The organism is Pseudomonas sp. 9Ag (genome assembly GCF_902506445.1).
GTDB classification, from domain to species: domain Bacteria; phylum Pseudomonadota; class Gammaproteobacteria; order Pseudomonadales; family Pseudomonadaceae; genus Stutzerimonas; species Stutzerimonas stutzeri_AB.
In genome coordinates, this window is the sequence record NZ_LR733836.1 from 3,473,099 (window position 1) to 3,489,005 (window position 15,907).

Genomic DNA, 15,907 nt, shown 5'->3' on the forward strand with positions numbered 1-15,907 from the left:
AAGCCGGGCCGTCAGTTACATCGGTGCCTTGCCTCAGGCCGCAACCGCGGCCGCGGGCACATCAGCGGTTACCCGCCCACGCTGCCTGAAGCTGCAGAGGTAGAGCACCAGCCCGATGAGGAAAAACACCCCAGCGATCAGCCGCAGCCAGAAGAACACGGCCAGTTGGTCAGCGGTGTTCATGAAGGACATTGCCGCGCCATCAGCCGGGATACGCTGCAACCAGACCTGAACCACGCCAGCAGCGGTAAGGAACAGGGTGATCGCCACCATCGACAGAGTCATCAGCCAGAAGCCCCAGATCTCGATGCGTTGAGCCCGCGCATCCGGTGCTTCACCCAGGCCCCGCAAGCGCGGCATGGCGTAGCTGATCATGGTCATGACGATCATGGCGTAGGCGCCGTAGAACGCCAGGTGGCCGTGGGCAGCGGTGATCTGCGAACCGTGGGTGTAGTAGTTGACCGGTGCCAGGGTGTGCAGGAAGCCCCACACGCCAGCCCCGAGGAACGCGGTGACAGTCGTGCCGATGGCCCAGAGCGATGCTGCCTTGTTCGGATGCTGACGACGGCGACGGTTCACCATGTTCAGCGAGAACAGCACCATGGCGAAGAACGGCAGCGGCTCGAGGGCAGAGAAGATCGAACCTAGCCACAACCAGACCTCAGGCGCACCGATCCAGAAGAAGTGGTGACCGGTGCCGATAATGCCGGTGATCAGGGCCATGGCGATGATCACGTAGAGCCACTTCTCGATCACTTCGCGGTCGACGCCGGTGATCTTGATCAGGACGAAGGCCAGCATCGAACCCATGATCAGCTCCCAGACACCTTCGACCCACAGGTGCACCACGAACCACCAGTAGTACTTGTCGCGCGCCAGGTTTTCAGGGTTGTAGAAGGAGAACAGGAAGAACACGGCCAGGCCGATCAGGCCGGTCATCATGACCATGCTGATGGCGGTCTTGCGGCCTTTGAGCAGGGTCATGCCGACGTTGTAGAGGAAACCCAGGGCTACCACCACGATGCCGATCTTGGTGATCGTCGGTTGTTCCAGGAACTCACGGCCCATGGTCGGCAGCAGTTCGTTCTTGGTCATTTCCGCCAGCCCGGCATAGGGCACGAACAGATAGCCGAGAATGGTCAGCACGCCGGCGGCGGCGAACACCCAGAACAGGATGATGGCCAGTTTCGGGCTGTGCAGCTCGCGGTCCGCTTCCTCGGGGATGAGGTAGTAGGCTGCGCCCATGAAGCCGAACAACAGCCAGACGATCAGCAGATTGGTGTGAACCATCCGTGCCACGTTGAAGGGCAGCAGCGGGAACAGGAAGTCACCGACGACGTACTGCAGCCCCATGATCAGACCGAACAGGATCTGGCCCACGAAGAGCATCAGCGCAAACACGAAGTAGGGTTTGGCGACGGCCTGCGATTGAAACTTGAGATGCGGATTCATGATGCTCATCTCTCAGCCCTCCCTGTTTGGCGGCCAGTTGTTGGTATCGATCTTCGAGGTCCACTTGAGGAATTCGGCCATATCGTCGACTTCCTGCTCGCTCAGATTGAACTGGGGCATCGACCTGCGTCCGGGCACGCCCAGAGGCTGAGCTTTCATCCACGCCTGCAGGAAGGGCTTGAAGGCCGCATCCTCACCGCGACGGACGAATACGTTGCCCAGTTCCGGCGCGAAGTAGGCACCCTCGCCGAGCAGGCTGTGGCAGCCGATGCAGTTGTTGTTTTCCCAGACCACTTTGCCTCGCACCACTGCTTCGGAGATTTCCGACTCGTTGGATCGCTCTGGAAAGGTCTGCTCTGTGTGATAGGTCAGGCCCAGAAATACCAGGAGGAAGAACACGCTTCCCCCGAAGTAGATGTTTCTGGCCATTCCCTTGGTAAAGGTCTCGGACATGGTCGCCTCCTCATGGCGTTGGCGTGGCCAGTTTAAGAAGGGAGCTATCGAAACCTGCTTGATGGCAATCAAGAAAAACCTGAACGTGGCACTTGGTCTTTCGCAGGCCCGAACCGTTAGCGTCGGCCGCAGGCTTGCAGTCGGGATTTACCGATAGCCAGGCAAAACGGCGGGTAGGGATTGGATCTGATCTGGATGAAAATGCGGCGGGAAAGGCGGCTGCCAGTGCTGTGTTGGTGGGTTGAAGCCCACCAACCGCTATACCGCGAGCACAGTAGGGTGGAGTCGCTTTTTACATCCACCGAGCTCAGGTTCGGTGGATCGATGAAACGTGATCCACCCTACGATCGGGCTCTCCATCACGGCGTGACGCAGCGTTCCGGTGCTTTGCTTTTTGGGCTGGCGCTTTGCTGAGAGCCGGCGTGCATCTACGGTGCCGCCGGCTACCTAGCCATCACAAGTTCATCGCCAATAGAATCCCGCCGGCCATCGCCAGCGGCCAGCCAAACAAAAGCAAACGCCACATGGGTGGCGCATGACGCAGCTCCATGAAGCCTTCTGTGATCACCCAGGCCTTGACCAGCGCGACAGCCAGCACGGCGCCAGCGAGCAACAACGTCGAGCCGGCGTTGCCCAGCAATACGGTGGCCGTGGACAGAACGACCAGCGCCAGCCAACACCCGATCAGCACCTTTGAAGCGGACATCACGGCCTCCTCAGTTGATGACGTAGACCAGCGGGAACAGCAACACCCAGACCATATCCACCATGTGCCAGTAGAGCACCCCTGATTCCAGCCCCGCACAGTCCTGCGCACTGTAGGCGCGCCGACGACAGCGTTCGGCCATCCAACCGAGGATGACCAGCCCCAGCAACACATGCAGGAAGTGAAAGCCAGTAAGGATCCAGTACAGGGTGAAGAAGGTGTTGTGCTCGAGCCCGAGACCGAGCCCGGCCAGATGGCCGTATTCGTTCAGCTTGAGCACCACGTAGACACAGGAGATCAGCAGCGCGCCGAACAATAGCAATGCCCCGCGCTGCGGCCGCGCCAGGCGCACCTGCTCCACGGCCAGGGCGGCCAGCAGACCGGAGGTCAGCAGGCTGAGGGTCAGTGCCAGTCCGATCGAGCTGTCCAGCGCCGCACGGCTTTCACGGAACAACTCCGGATGGAGCACTTGAGTCACCGCGAACGCCAGGATCAGGATGGCGAAGACGGTCAACTCGGCGAGGATGAAGAACCACATCGCCAGATCACCCGGCAATCGCAGAGACAGACTGGTGCGATCAACCGAAATGGACATCGACCACATCCATCAGCGCCGCGACCGTCTGTTGGTCATCCGACAGCGGCTCGGCCAGGCAAGCCATGCAGGCCTCGCGCGGGCTCATGCCGGAGCGGATCATTCTGGCGGTGAAGATCAGCAGGCGGGTCGAGGCAACTTCTTCCAGATCATGCTGTTCGAGCCGGCGCAACGCCTGCCCGAGCTTGACCACCTGTGCTGCCAGCGCGGCATCGACCTGAGCCTCGTTGGCAACGATACGCTGCTCCTCGGCTGCCGGCGGATAGTCGAAACGCATGGCGACGAAACGCTGCCGGGTGCTCGGCTTCATGCCCTTGAGCAGATTCTGGTAACCCGGGTTGTAGCTCACCACCAGCATGAAGCCCGGCGGCGCTTTCAAAGCCTCGCCGGTACGTTCGATGAACAGCTCGCGGCGGTCATCCGCCAGCGGGTGAAGCACCACGGCGGTGTCCTGCCGTGCCTCCACCACTTCGTCCAGGTAGCAGATACCGCCCTCACGCACGGCGCGGGTCAGCGGGCCATCTTGCCACCAGGTGCCCTGGGTGCCGATCAAATGCCGCCCTACCAGATCTGCGGCACTGAGATCATCGTGACAGGCCACCGTGTACAGCGGCAGGTTCAGCCGATGCGCCATGTGCTGCACGAATCGGGTCTTGCCGCAGCCGGTCGGCCCCTTGATCAGCACCGGCATGCCGTGCCGCCAGGCCTGTTCGAAGAGCACCTCTTCGTTGCCTAGCGACTGATAGAACGGGGCAGTCGTCAAGCCGACAACATTTTCGGGCGCGCTCATTGGCAATACCTCACTGCAGCGGTTGGATTTGTCCACTGCCACGCTAAACGCCGCACCGCTCCCTCTCAAGCCAACCCGCGGCGAAGCTTGATTACGGTCAAGCCCGACTCGAAATGGACGACCGCACGCCTCCGAACGGCCCGTTCTGACTGCGTTTTCTCTAACGAGGCTCGGCTTTCTTGCGTTCCCCGCGACACGACGTCACGCCTGGCCCATCCCGGATCGACTCTTGATTGCCATCAAGCGCTTTCGTGCAAAGCCCACCATAGGATGCAAGCGCACACAGCAAGACCCGGGAACTGCCACATCGCCGTTACTAGCAGGAACCGCACGAAGCGGTCAGAGGAGATCACTATGAGCAAACCCATACTGGCGGGCATCATTGCCGGCTTTTCACTGCTCGGCCTGGCAGTTGCCCAGGCTGCGATGAATCCAGAAAACGCCGATGCCGCCTACAAGGGCCAAGCCTCCGCTATCGATCCGGCCAGCGCCCAGGTGGTCCATTCGCCCGGTGCTCCCGACCTGAACGCCGCCGAATTCGAGCAGGCCAAAGAGATCTATTTCCAGCGCTGCGCCGGCTGCCACGGTGTACTGCGCAAGGGCGCCACCGGCAAGGCACTGACCCCGGACATTACCCAGGAGCGTGGACAGGCCTATCTCGAGGCGCTGATCACTTACGGCTCCCCCGCCGGCATGCCCAACTGGGGCACCTCCAACGCGCTGAGCAAAGACGAAATCACGCTGATGGCCAAGTACATCCAGCACACTCCGCCGACCCCGCCAGAGTGGGGGATGGTCGAGATGAAGGATTCCTGGAAGGTGCTGGTCAAGCCAGAAGACCGGCCAAAGAAGCAGATGAACAAGCTGGATCTGCCCAACCTGTTCTCGGTCACCCTGCGTGACGACGGCAAGATTGCGCTGATCGACGGCAAGAGCAAAGAAATCATCAAGACCATCGACACCGGCTATGCGGTGCACATCTCGCGCATGTCCGCCTCCGGCCGTTACCTGTTCGTGATCGGTCGCGATGCCAAGATCGACATGATCGACCTCTGGGCCAAGGAGCCGCTCAAGGTCGCCGAAATCAAGGTGGGTATCGAAGCCCGCTCGGTCGAAACCTCCAAGTTCGAGGGCTACGAAGACAAGTACGTGATTGCTGGCGACTACTGGCCGCCGCAATACACCATCATGGATGGCGAAACCCTCGAGCCGCTGCAGATCGTCTCCACTCGCGGCATGACCGTGGGCACTCAGGAGTACCATCCGGAGCCACGCGTGGCGGCGATCATCGCCTCCCACGAGCACCCGGAGTTCATCGTCAACGTCAAGGAAACCGGCAAGGTGCTGCTGGTCAACTACGAGGACATCGACAACCTAACCACCACCATGATCGGCACCGCGCCGTTCCTGCATGACGGTGGCTGGGACGTCAGCCATCGCTACTTCATGACAGCGGCTAACAACTCGAACAAGGTGGCGGTAATCGACTCGAAAGAGCGCAAGATGGCGGCACTGGTCGATGTGGGCAAAATCCCGCACCCAGGTCGCGGCGCCAACTTTGTCCATCCGAAATTCGGCCCGGTCTGGGCAACCAGCCACCTGGGCGATGAAACCATTTCGCTGATCGGCACTGACCCGGACAAGCATCCCGATCAGGCCTGGAAAGTGGTCGAGACGCTCAAGGGCCAGGGCGGTGGTTCCCTCTTCATCAAGACCCATCCGAAGTCCAACCACATCTACCTGGACACCACCTTCAACCCGGACGCCAAGATCAGCCAGTCGGCAGCCGTCTTTAACATCGACGATCTGGGCGCAGGCTTTACCGTGTTGCCAATCGCCGAATGGGCCGGAGTGACAGACGGTGCCAAGCGCGTCGTGCAACCGGAGTACAACGAAGCGGGCGACGAGGTCTGGTTCTCCGTCTGGAGTGGCCAGGACGAGCAATCAGCTATCGTCGTGGTCGATGACAAGACGTTAAAGCTGAAAAAGGTGATCAAGGACAAAAGGTTGATTACCCCAACCGGTAAATTTAACGTCCATAACACTCAGCACGACGTGTACTGAGTAAAACCGGGGGGGACGCCAAGATCCCCCTCTAGCCTTGAGGAAGTAACTCATGAAAAAAGTTCTCATCCCACTGCTCGCCCTCGGCGGCGCAATGGTCCTGCAGCCCGCGGTGGCTCAGGACGGTGAAGCGCTGTTCAAGAGCAAGCCCTGCGCGGCCTGCCACAGCATCGACGCCAAAATGGTCGGCCCGGCTCTGAAAGAAGTCGCCGCCAAATACGCCGGTCAGGATGGCGCTGCCGATCTGCTCGCCGGCCACATCAAGAACGGCACCCAGGGTAACTGGGGTCCGATCCCGATGCCGCCAAACCCCGTCACCGAAGAAGAAGCCAAAACCCTCGCTGAGTGGGTTCTGAGCCTCAAGTAACACCCAGGAGGGCATCATGATCAGGTCCCGACACGCAGTATTCGGTTTGGGGCTCACTCTGGTGTCCCTCCTCCCCTTTTCCGCTGCCCTGGCCGATACGCCTACAGCCGCTCGCCAGGCTCAGCTCGAACACCTGCTGGTGCAGGACTGCGGCTCCTGCCACGGCCTGCGTATGACCGGTGGCCTTGGCCCGGCACTGACCCGCGACGCCATCGCCGACAAACCCCGCGACGCTCTGATTGCCACCGTGACCCACGGACGGCCCGGCACCGCCATGCCCGGCTGGAATGCCCTGCTCGACGATCAGGACATCGCCTGGCTGGTTGACCTACTGCGCAAAGGATACCCAAAGCCATGATGCGTCCTACCCTGTTGCTGGCCGCTGCCAGCCTGCTGCTTAGTGCCTGTGCCGGGCAACCGCTGCGCGGCACCGGTGACATGGGCGTGGTGGTGGAGCGCGCCACCGGCGCCCTGCAGATCATCGAAAGCAGCGGCCAGACACGGCTGGCGCGCGTGGAAGGCCTGGGTGATCTGTCCCACGCCTCGGTGGTGTTTTCCCGCGATGAGCGTTTCGCCTATGTCTTTGGCCGTGACGGTGGTCTGACCAAGGTCGACCTGCTGCGCCAGCGCATCGACAAACGCGTCATCCAGGGTGGCAACAGCATCGGCGGCGCCATCAGCCAGGACGGCAAGCTGATTGCCGTCGGCAATTACGAACCCGGCGGCGTCAAGGTCTTCGACGCCGACACCCTTGAACTGGTGGCCGACATCCCCGCCACGCCGCTGGCCGATGGCAGCCGCAACTCGCGGGTGGTCGGCGTCATCGACGCCCCCGGCCGCCGCTTCATCTACAGCCTGTTCGACACCCATGAAACCTGGCTGCTGGACTTCAGCCAAGGCAACAGCCTCGAGATCACCCGTTTCGAGAACATCGGCAAGCAGCCCTACGACGGTCTGCTGACACCCGATGGTCGCTACTACATTGCCGGTCTGTTCGGCGAGGACGGCATGGCCAAGATCGACCTCTGGCACCCCGACCGTGGTGTCGAGCGGATCATCGACGGTTACGGCCGCGGTGAGGAGAAACTGCCGGTCTACAAGATGCCGCATCTGGAAGGCTGGACGGTCGCCGGCAATCAGACCTTCGTCCCCGCCATCGGCCATCACCAGGTCTTGGTGATGGATTCGCAAAGCTGGAAGCAGACCGACGCCATCGACGTTGCCGGCCAGCCGGTGTTTGTCATGGCACGCCCGGACGCCCGGCAGATCTGGGTCAACTTTGCCCACCCCGACAACGGCAAGGTACAGGTCATCGACAGCGAGACCCACGAGATCATCGCTCAGCTGGAACCCGGCCCCGCCGTACTGCACATGGAATTCACCGCCCGCGGCGACCAGCTCTGGCTGTCGGTACGCGACGGCAACGAGGTACAGGTCTGGGATCCTTACACGCTGAAGCTGCTCAAGCGCCTGCCAGCCGACAGTCCGAGCGGCATCTTCTTCACCAGCCGCGCGCACGAGACGGGGTTGTGACATGCATATCGATGCTCTAAGCCGCCGCCTGATCGACCGCTTCCAGCACGGTATGCCGCTGTGCGCCGACCCCTACCGCGCCATGGCCGATGCCCTCGAATGCAGCGAAGACCAGGTACTGGCCTGCCTTGAATACCTGGAAAGCAGCGGCGGCCTCTCGCGCATCGGCCCGGTGTTCGAACACAGCCGCGCCGGAGCCAGCACCCTGGTGGCGCTGGCCGTGCCGGAAGCACAGCTCGAACAGCTGGCGGAACTGATCAACCGCTACCCTGAGGTCAATCACAACTACCTGCGTGAACACCGCTACAACCTCTGGTTCGTACTCACCGGGCCGGATCGTCAGCACATCGATGCGCTTTTAGCCGCAATCGAAGCGCAAACCGGGCTTGTCCCCCTCGACCTGCCCATGCAGGCGGCCTACCGCATCGACCTCGGCTTTCCCATTGGAGATACGCCATGACGTCACTCCTCAACGATTTGCAGGCACTTCAGCTGCGACGCCTGCTCGAAGCCGGCCTGCCACTCGCCGCACGGCCCTATCAAGTACTGGCCGAACGCATTGGCGCCAACGAGGAGGCGGTGCTCGGACAGGTGCGTGACTGGAGTGAGAGCGGACTGTTTCGCCGCGTGGGCCTGGTGCTCAAGCACCGCGCCATGGGCTTTCGCGCCAACGCCATGCTGGTGATGAATATTCCTGATGATCAGGTCGATGAGGTCGGCCGCAAACTTGGCCAGGCCGCAGGCGTGAACCTCTGTTACCAACGCCCGCGGCGACTGCCTGACTGGCCTTACAACCTGTTCTGCATGGTGCATGGCCGCGAACGCGAGCAGGTGTGCCGCCTGATCGACATGATGCTCGCCGAGCACGGGCTCAGTGATGTACCGCATCAACTGCTGTTCAGCACCCGCGCCTTCAAGCAGTGTGGCGGCCGCTACGCACCGCCCGCCGCGCTGGAGCGCGCCCATGGATGAGCTGGACCGCCGCCTGATTAATCGTCTTCAGCATGGCCTCCCGCTGGTCCGTCATCCGTGGCAGGCACTGGCCGAGGAGCTAGGCGCAGAACCGCAGACGCTGCGCGAGCGTATCCAGGCCCTGCTCGATGACGGCACCCTGACCCGCTTCGGACCAATGTTCGACATCGAGCGACTGGGCGGCGCCTTCACCCTCGCCGCACTGTCGGTGCCCGAAGATCGTTTCGATGCGGTCGCTGAACTGCTGGCGGCGATGCCTGAAGTGGCGCACAACTACCGTCGTGAACACGTATGGAACATGTGGTTCGTGCTTGGCTGCGTCGCCCCGCAAGGCATCGCAGATACCATCACACGCATCGAAGCGGAGACCGGCCTGCCGGTGCTCAACCTGCCCAAGGAGGAGACTTACCATGTCGGCCTGCACTTCGCCGTTTGACTCCTCCTCCGAGCACGAGGAGCTGGCCAAACGCCTGGTTGCGCTCACCGAGGGCGGACTGCCGCTGGTGGAGGATCCCTGGGGCTGGCTGGCCGAGCGATTGGAGATCAGTGTCGACGCCACCCTGGAGCTCCTGCAGCAGCTGCAGACCGAGGGCGCGATCCGCCGCATCGCCGCCGTGCCCAACCATTACCGCCTCGGCTACCGGCACAACGGCATGACCGTCTGGGACGTGGACGATACCGAAATTGCCCGCCTCGGTCCGCTGATCGGCGCGCAACCCTTCGTCAGCCATTGCTACCGGCGCCCGCGCCAGGAAGGCTGGCACTACAACCTGTTTGCCATGGTGCATGGACGCAGCGCCGAGGAGATCGACGCCTATCGCGCCGAGATCCGTCAGCTGCTCGGCAGCGCCTGCCGCACCGACGAAATGCTGGTCAGCAGCCGCATCCTCAAGAAGACCGGGCTGCGCGTGGGCGGTCCCCGCTAGCGTCACCATCAGCCTCGCAGGGTGGGCCGGGCGGCATTCCGCTTCGGCGACTGACTCCAACGAACGCAACGTGTCCGGGTGGGCTGAAGCCCATCCGACGCTTGGACGCCCGTCCTGTGCCGCCACGCTCTACCACGGGGCAAGCCCCACCTCTTTATTGTTTACGGTCAAGGATTGGCAATCGCCAGTCGGGGATGCTGCCTCCATCGAAACACGCAAGACGCGTGACGCGGGGAGAGACGCTCATGTTGAGAATCAGCCATTACCTGCGTGCCCTCGCCCGGCCCGCCATGCCGGTACTGGGCGCACGCAGCACCGGTGGCGCACGGCCGCCGGTGGTGATCTGGAACCTGCTGCGGCGCTGTAACCTGACCTGCAAGCACTGCTACGCCACCTCCGCCGACAGCGTATTTCGCGACGAGCTGGACACCACCGAAGCCCTCAAGGTCATCGACGATCTGCACGAAGCGGGTGTCCGCGTACTGATCCTTTCCGGCGGCGAACCGCTGCTGCGCGACGACATCTTCGAGCTGTCCGAGTACGCGCGCCAGCGCGGCTTCTTCGTTGCACTGTCTACCAACGGCACGCTGATCGATGAGCAGAACATCGAGCAGATCGCCGCCGCGAAGTATGACTATGTCGGCATCAGCATCGACGGCCTGGAAGCGGTGCATGACGACTGGCGCCAGCTCAAAGGCAGCTTTGCCGCGTCCATGCACGCCATCGACCTGTGCCGCAGGCACGGCATTCGCGTCGGCCTGCGCACCACCCTGACCCAGAACAACTACCCGCAGCTGCCGGCCCTGCTGGCGCTGATGCGCGAACACGATGTACAGAAGTTCTACCTGTCGCACCTCAACTACAGCGGCCGCGGCAAGCGCAGCCGCAAGGCCGACGCCCATCACCAGATGACCCGCGACGCCATGTACCAGCTGTTCGAGCAGGCTTGGGACGACGTGCAGCACAGCCGCGAGACCGATTTCGTCAGCGGCAACAACGACGCCGACGCGGTGCTCCTGCTGCAGTGGGTCGAGGCCCGCCTGCCCGAGCACCGCGAGCGCCTCGAGCGGATGCTGCTCGCCTGGGGCGGCAACGCGTCGGGCAGCGGCATCGCCAATATCGACAACATCGGCGATGTGCATCCCGATACCTACTGGTGGCAACACACCGTCGGCAATGTGCGCCGACAGTCGTTTCGCGAGCTGTGGCTGGAACAGCCCGAGCCGCTGCTCACCGAGCTGCGCCAGCACCCACGTGCCGTGACAGGCCGCTGCGCCGAGTGCCGCTGGCTGTCGATCTGCAACGGCAACACCCGTACCCGCGCCTGGGCCGAGGGCAACCTCTGGGGCGAAGACCCTGGCTGCTACCTCAGTGACCAGGAGATCGGCCTGCCGCAACCGCAGCGCATCCCCAGCATCGCCCTTTGATACCGAGCGCGGCCCCGAGGCCGCCCGAGACCTACCGCCGTCCGATGAGATTTTCAGGAGTTCGCATGGATCAGCCAACCATTCTCCCCGCTGCACTCGGCGCCACGCTGGCCCCTGGCGAAGTCGCCCTCGTCGGCGCTGGCCCCGGCGATCCGGGTCTGCTCACCCTGCGCGCCTGGAGCCTGCTGCAACAAGCCGACGCGGTGGTCTACGACCGCCTGGTCAGCGACGATCTGATGAAGCTCTTGCCGGCCCGCTGCGCCCGCCACTACGTTGGCAAGACCAGCGGCTACCACAGCCTGCCGCAGCCGCAGATCAATCAGCTGCTGGTGGACCTGGCGCAGCAGAACCTGCGCGTGGTGCGCCTCAAGGGCGGCGATCCGTTCATCTTCGGCCGCGGCGCGGAAGAACTCGAATACCTGCTGGCGCATGGCATCAATGGCCAGGTGGTTCCCGGGGTGACCGCGGCTGCCGGGTGCAGCGCCTACGCCGGCATCCCGCTGACCCACCGCGACCTGGCGCATTCCTGCCAATTCATCACCGGTCACCTGCAGGAAGATGGCGCGCTGCAGCTCCCCTGGAGCAGCCTGGTCGAGGGCAAGCAGACCCTGGTGTTCTACATGGGCCTGGCCAGCCTCGGTGAAATCTCGCGTAACCTGATAGCCGCTGGCTTGCCGGTCGACACCCCCGCCGCCTTGATCGGCAACGGCACCCGAGCCGATCAACGCGTGGTGCGCTGCACGCTGAAACAGCTGCCGTCGATGGCACAGGAACAACAACTGAAGCCACCGACGCTCACTGTGATTGGTGAGGTGGTCGGCCTGTTCGCGAATCATTCCCTGGAATTCCCGGCGCGTCTCTGTGCTGAGCACAATCCTGAGTCCGCCGTTCTGGAGGCGCTATGCGACTGATTCCCTTCGCCCTGCTCATCCTCTGTGGCGCCGTTCAGGCCGCACCCGAAGTCGTGTCGCTGGATCAGGCTGGCGTGCTCTATGAACAACACTGCCAGAGCTGCCATGGCGTCAACCGCTTAGGCGGCGCCGGGCCGGCACTGCTGCCCGAGAGCCTCAGCCGAATCAAACCCGATGAGGCGCGCGCGGTGATCCACAACGGTCGTCCGGCCAGCCAGATGGCCGCGTTTGGCGACCGCCTGAGCAGCGCCCAGATAGACGGGCTGGTCAGCTACCTCTACCAGCCGGCCGCCACAGCACCGACCTGGAGCGACGACGACATTCGCGCCAGCCACCGCATTCTCGCTGACGTCGCCGCGCTGCCGAGCACACCGCAGCACGGCGCCGATCCGCTGAACCTGTTTGTCGTGGTCGAGGCCGGCAATCATCACGTGCGCGTGCTGGACGGTGATCGCTTCGAGGAGCTGGCCAACTTCCCTTCGCACTTCGCCCTGCATGGCGGGCCGAAATTCTCGCCGGATGGCCGCTTCGTCTACTTCGCTTCGCGTGACGGCTGGATCAGTGTGTACGACCTGCACAACCTGACTATGATCGCCGAGGTACGCGCGGGGCTGAACACCCGTAACCTCGCCGTCAGCAACGATGGCCGCTGGGTGCTGGTGGGCAACTACCTGCCGGGCAATCTGGTGTTGCTCGACGCGCGCGATCTGTCGCTGGTCAAGCACATCCCTGCCGTCGCTGCCGACGGGACCCAATCTCGGGTCAGCGCCGTTTACACCGCCCCACCGCGTGACAGCTTCGTGGTGGCGCTGAAGGATGTGAAGGAAGCCTGGGAACTGTCCTACGCCGGCGAGCCGGACTTCCAGCCACGGCGCATCGAAGCGGCCGACTTCCTAGACGATTTCTCGTTCACCCCCGATTACCGCTACCTGCTGGCCACCTCGCGCAAGGCGCTCGGTGGGCAGGTCATCGACCTGGACACCGGCAAGGCCGTCACCGACATTCCGCTGCCGGGCATGCCACACCTGGGCTCGGGCATCTACTGGAAACGCGGCGGCGACTGGGTGTTCGCCACACCCAACGTGAGCAAGGGGCTGATCTCCGTGCTCGATCTGCAGAGCTGGAAACTGATCAAGGAAATCCCCACCGAAGGGCCGGGCTTCTTCATGCGCAGTCACCTGAACTCGCCCTATGCCTGGACAGACGTGTTTTTCGGCCCGAACAACGATGCCGTGCACCTGATCGACAAGCAGACCCTGGAGGTCGCCCATACGCTACGGCCGATGCCCGGGAAGAATGCTGCCCATGTCGAGTTCACCAACGACGGCCGCTATGCCCTGCTCAGCGTCTGGGATACCGATGGCGCCTTGATCGTCTATGACGCCAAGACACTGGAGGAGGTCAAACGCATCCCGATGAACAAGCCATCCGGCAAATACAACGTCGGCAACAAGATCGAGTACGCCGAAGGCACTTCGCACTGACAGCAGGATCGAGCACGAGAAGGCGGTTGGTTTCAGCAGTAGCCTAGAGCCAGCCGCTGTCCTTTTTCATACCAAACTGCTTTCATATCAGCCCATTTGATATGAGCTGCCCATGGACATCGATCTCGCCCGCACCTTTCTCGAGATCATCCGCAGTGGCAGTTTCATCGCCACCGCCGAGCGGCTCCACATTACCCAGACTGCGGTCACTGCACGGGTGCGCAGCCTGGAGACGCAACTTGGCTGCCGGCTGTTCGTGCGTAACCGCGCCGGCGCGCGCTTGACCAGTAACGGCGAGCGTTTCGTCACCCATGCCACCCAGTTGGTGCAGACCTGGGAAACCGCCCGGCGTGATCTGCCGCTGCCGCGCGGCTACGACAAGCTGCTGTCGCTGGGCGCCGAGATCAGCCTGTGCAATCCACTGATGCTGGCCTGGGTCCAGCGGCTGCGCCAGATGATGCCCGACCATGCCTTTCGTAACGAGGTGGCCAGCGGCGAAGAATTGCAGAAGCAGCTAGGCCTCGGCGCGCTGGATGCGGCGTTGGTGCATCAGCCCGAGTATTGGCCTGGGCTGCAGGTAGAGCAGCTCCTCGAAGAAAAGCTGATTCAGGTGGTTCACAGCTATGTCCCCGACCCCTACCTGTACGTCGACTGGGGGCCGGCGTTTCGAAGCCAGCATGATCGCGCGCTGCCGGAACACATCCGCGCCGCGCTCTCCTTCAGCCTCGGCCCGTTGGCACTGCAGTTTCTGCTGCAGCATGGCGGTCGCGGCTACTTCCGCACGCGGGTGGTCCAGCGCTACCTCGATGAAGGCCTGCTCAAGCGGGTCGAGCAGGCGCCGGAGTTCAGCTACCCGGTCTATCTGGTGTACCCGCGCGCCGCCGAGTCGCCGGCGTTGCGGCTTGCCATTGACCTGCTGCGAGAAGCTGCCGAAGAGGAGTACGACTGGTCGCGCTGGAACTACGAAATCTAGCCGGTCGCTTTCGATGAGGCGCTGGCTCAACAACGGCTCAGTCGCTCAGCCGCTTCATCCAGTTCTGGTACAGCCCGGCGACCAGATCACTCTGGGTGATCATGCCGACCAGACGCTGCTCGGCGTCGACGACGGGCAGGCAGGACATGCGGCGGTCGGCCAGCAGATGGACCAGATCGGCGAGCTGGGCATCCTCATGCACGGAGACCACCGGCGCGCTCATGATCCCTTCCACGCGCATTTCGCGACCAAACGTCAGCCGCCGCAGGTTGAGCCGTGAGGGGCTGGGCTCGAAATTCTGCAGCAGATCGGTCAGGGTGAGAATGCCCACCAGCTTGCCGCTGCCTGCTTCAACCACGGCCAGCGAATGCAGCCGATGCCGACGCACGACATCCCAGGCCTGACGCATGCGCGCCGCGGGATCGACCCAGTGCAACTCGCGACACATGATGTCGGCAGCGGCCACCGTGCCCATGCTGCGGCGGATGGCATGGGTTTCGGTGCGTTTGATCAGCTCGACCAGGTCGTCGCGTGTGACGTCCACATACTCACCGAAATCCTCCAGTGCGCGGTCCACGTCGTCGCTGGTGAAGCTCATGTGCTCCTCGCCCAGCGGGACACTGCCGCTCTGCTCGCCGCTACTGGCAGCGCGAGGCTTGGGATAGGGATGGCGCGTGAGGTTGTTGTAGACCAGCGCAGCGGCGATCAGCAGCAGCGAGTTGAAGGCCACCGGGAGCAGCAGGCCATAACCCAGTTCGCTGATCCCTGGCCCACCAATGGCGGCGACCATCGCCAGCGCACAGCTCGGCGGGTGCATGCAGCGCAGCAGGAACAGGCAGGCGATGGCCAGACACACCGCCAGCACCGCCGCCGCGACAGTGGGCAAGGCACTCGCCCCCAGGGCAACGCCGATGGTCACGGCAATGAGGTTGCCACCGAATACCGACCAGGGCTGCGCGAAGGGGCTCGATGAGGCACTGAACAGGATCACCGCCGAGGCGCCCGCCGGCGCGACGATGTGCAGCGTGACCGGGCCGCCGAACAGCCAGAGGCCGACGGAAACCATCGGCAGCACCACCAGCCCGACGCCGATCACCGCGCGCAACCATTCCTTCGGTCCCACGCTCAATGGCACCGGAAAGAAGGATCGCAGCCAGTTGTTCAAAGGGTCTTGCATGGGCTCGGCTTGGAAGAGGTATAGCACTCAGGCACTGCGACTATGCCACAGGTTCCGGTAGTTCCTGCCGCGGGCTG

General features: G+C 63.1%; 18 protein-coding genes. 12 read left to right on the plus strand and 6 right to left on the minus strand.

All coding sequences use genetic code 11. The features are described 5' to 3' along the window. Positions 1-33: 33 nt before the first annotated feature. The 5 genes from ALTERO38_RS15800 to ALTERO38_RS15820 all read right to left on the minus strand — a co-directional run bounded on the left by ALTERO38_RS15800 (position 34) and on the right by ALTERO38_RS15820 (position 3,996). Positions 34-1,461 carry a cbb3-type cytochrome c oxidase subunit I gene (locus ALTERO38_RS15800; protein ID WP_102835548.1) on the minus strand — a complete coding sequence of 476 codons (1,428 nt, stop codon included), beginning with the start codon at positions 1,459-1,461 and terminating at the stop codon, positions 34-36. Between the two features lie 3 nt (positions 1,462-1,464). Further along, complete coding sequence (locus ALTERO38_RS15805; RefSeq protein ID WP_159968956.1) at positions 1,465-1,905, minus strand: cytochrome c; 441 nt, start codon at positions 1,903-1,905, stop codon at positions 1,465-1,467. Between the two features lie 454 nt (positions 1,906-2,359). Further along, on the minus strand, positions 2,360-2,611 hold the full coding sequence (locus ALTERO38_RS15810) for a cytochrome C oxidase subunit IV family protein (protein WP_159968957.1): 252 nt from the start codon (positions 2,609-2,611) through the stop codon (positions 2,360-2,362). A gap of 10 nt (positions 2,612-2,621) precedes the next feature. After that, a complete protein-coding gene (locus tag ALTERO38_RS15815) occupies positions 2,622-3,206 on the minus strand; it encodes a cytochrome c oxidase subunit 3 (RefSeq protein ID WP_372239385.1) in 585 nt (194 codons plus the stop codon). Next, positions 3,190-3,996 (minus strand): CbbQ/NirQ/NorQ/GpvN family protein, encoded by an 807-nt coding sequence (locus ALTERO38_RS15820; RefSeq protein ID WP_159968958.1) that lies wholly within the window; start codon positions 3,994-3,996, stop codon positions 3,190-3,192. The genes ALTERO38_RS15815 and ALTERO38_RS15820 overlap by 17 nt, the downstream gene beginning before the upstream one ends. Before the next feature lie 354 nt (positions 3,997-4,350). Between ALTERO38_RS15820 and ALTERO38_RS15825 the strand changes: the two genes are divergently transcribed. From ALTERO38_RS15825 to ALTERO38_RS15880, 12 genes are all read left to right on the plus strand, one after another. Then, the gene (locus ALTERO38_RS15825) at positions 4,351-6,060 is read left to right on the plus strand and encodes a nitrite reductase (protein ID WP_234484523.1); all 1,710 of its coding nucleotides are present in this window, start codon (positions 4,351-4,353) and stop codon (positions 6,058-6,060) included. Positions 6,061-6,112: 52 nt separating this feature from the next. Continuing rightward, positions 6,113-6,427, plus strand: a complete 315-nt coding sequence (locus ALTERO38_RS15830) for a c-type cytochrome (RefSeq protein ID WP_102835543.1) — start codon at positions 6,113-6,115, stop codon at positions 6,425-6,427. A gap of 16 nt (positions 6,428-6,443) precedes the next feature. Next, positions 6,444-6,785 carry a cytochrome c gene (locus tag ALTERO38_RS15835; RefSeq protein WP_178114599.1) on the plus strand — a complete coding sequence of 114 codons (342 nt, stop codon included), beginning with the start codon at positions 6,444-6,446 and terminating at the stop codon, positions 6,783-6,785. Then, on the plus strand, positions 6,782-7,960 hold the full coding sequence (locus ALTERO38_RS15840; RefSeq protein ID WP_159968959.1) for a cytochrome D1 domain-containing protein: 1,179 nt from the start codon (positions 6,782-6,784) through the stop codon (positions 7,958-7,960). The genes ALTERO38_RS15835 and ALTERO38_RS15840 overlap by 4 nt, the downstream gene beginning before the upstream one ends. A gap of 1 nt (position 7,961) precedes the next feature. Beyond that, the gene (locus tag ALTERO38_RS15845) at positions 7,962-8,420 is read left to right on the plus strand and encodes an Lrp/AsnC family transcriptional regulator (protein ID WP_159968960.1); all 459 of its coding nucleotides are present in this window, start codon (positions 7,962-7,964) and stop codon (positions 8,418-8,420) included. Further along, positions 8,417-8,932, plus strand: a complete 516-nt coding sequence (locus ALTERO38_RS15850) for an AsnC family protein (RefSeq protein WP_159968961.1) — start codon at positions 8,417-8,419, stop codon at positions 8,930-8,932. Before ALTERO38_RS15845 ends, ALTERO38_RS15850 begins: the two co-directional genes overlap by 4 nt. Next, complete coding sequence (locus tag ALTERO38_RS15855) at positions 8,925-9,368, plus strand: Lrp/AsnC family transcriptional regulator (RefSeq protein WP_159968962.1); 444 nt, start codon at positions 8,925-8,927, stop codon at positions 9,366-9,368. The genes ALTERO38_RS15850 and ALTERO38_RS15855 overlap by 8 nt, the downstream gene beginning before the upstream one ends. Next, positions 9,343-9,858 (plus strand): nitrite reductase, encoded by a 516-nt coding sequence (locus tag ALTERO38_RS15860; protein ID WP_159968963.1) that lies wholly within the window; start codon positions 9,343-9,345, stop codon positions 9,856-9,858. The genes ALTERO38_RS15855 and ALTERO38_RS15860 overlap by 26 nt, the downstream gene beginning before the upstream one ends. 245 nt (positions 9,859-10,103) lie before the next feature. Then, the gene (gene nirJ / locus ALTERO38_RS15865) at positions 10,104-11,285 is read left to right on the plus strand and encodes a heme d1 biosynthesis radical SAM protein NirJ (protein ID WP_159968964.1); all 1,182 of its coding nucleotides are present in this window, start codon (positions 10,104-10,106) and stop codon (positions 11,283-11,285) included. 65 nt (positions 11,286-11,350) lie between these two features. Continuing rightward, on the plus strand, positions 11,351-12,196 hold the full coding sequence (gene cobA / locus ALTERO38_RS15870; protein WP_159968965.1) for a uroporphyrinogen-III C-methyltransferase: 846 nt from the start codon (positions 11,351-11,353) through the stop codon (positions 12,194-12,196). After that, complete coding sequence (locus ALTERO38_RS15875) at positions 12,187-13,680, plus strand: nitrite reductase (protein ID WP_159968966.1); 1,494 nt, start codon at positions 12,187-12,189, stop codon at positions 13,678-13,680. The genes cobA and ALTERO38_RS15875 overlap by 10 nt, the downstream gene beginning before the upstream one ends. A gap of 112 nt (positions 13,681-13,792) precedes the next feature. Further along, positions 13,793-14,653, plus strand: a complete 861-nt coding sequence (locus tag ALTERO38_RS15880) for a LysR family transcriptional regulator (protein ID WP_159968967.1) — start codon at positions 13,793-13,795, stop codon at positions 14,651-14,653. A gap of 37 nt (positions 14,654-14,690) precedes the next feature. Here the strand turns inward: ALTERO38_RS15880 and ALTERO38_RS15885 are convergent, their stop codons facing one another. Beyond that, positions 14,691-15,830, minus strand: coding sequence for an HPP family protein (locus ALTERO38_RS15885; RefSeq protein WP_159968968.1), 1,140 nt, complete (start codon positions 15,828-15,830; stop codon positions 14,691-14,693). Positions 15,831-15,907 lie beyond the last annotated feature (77 nt).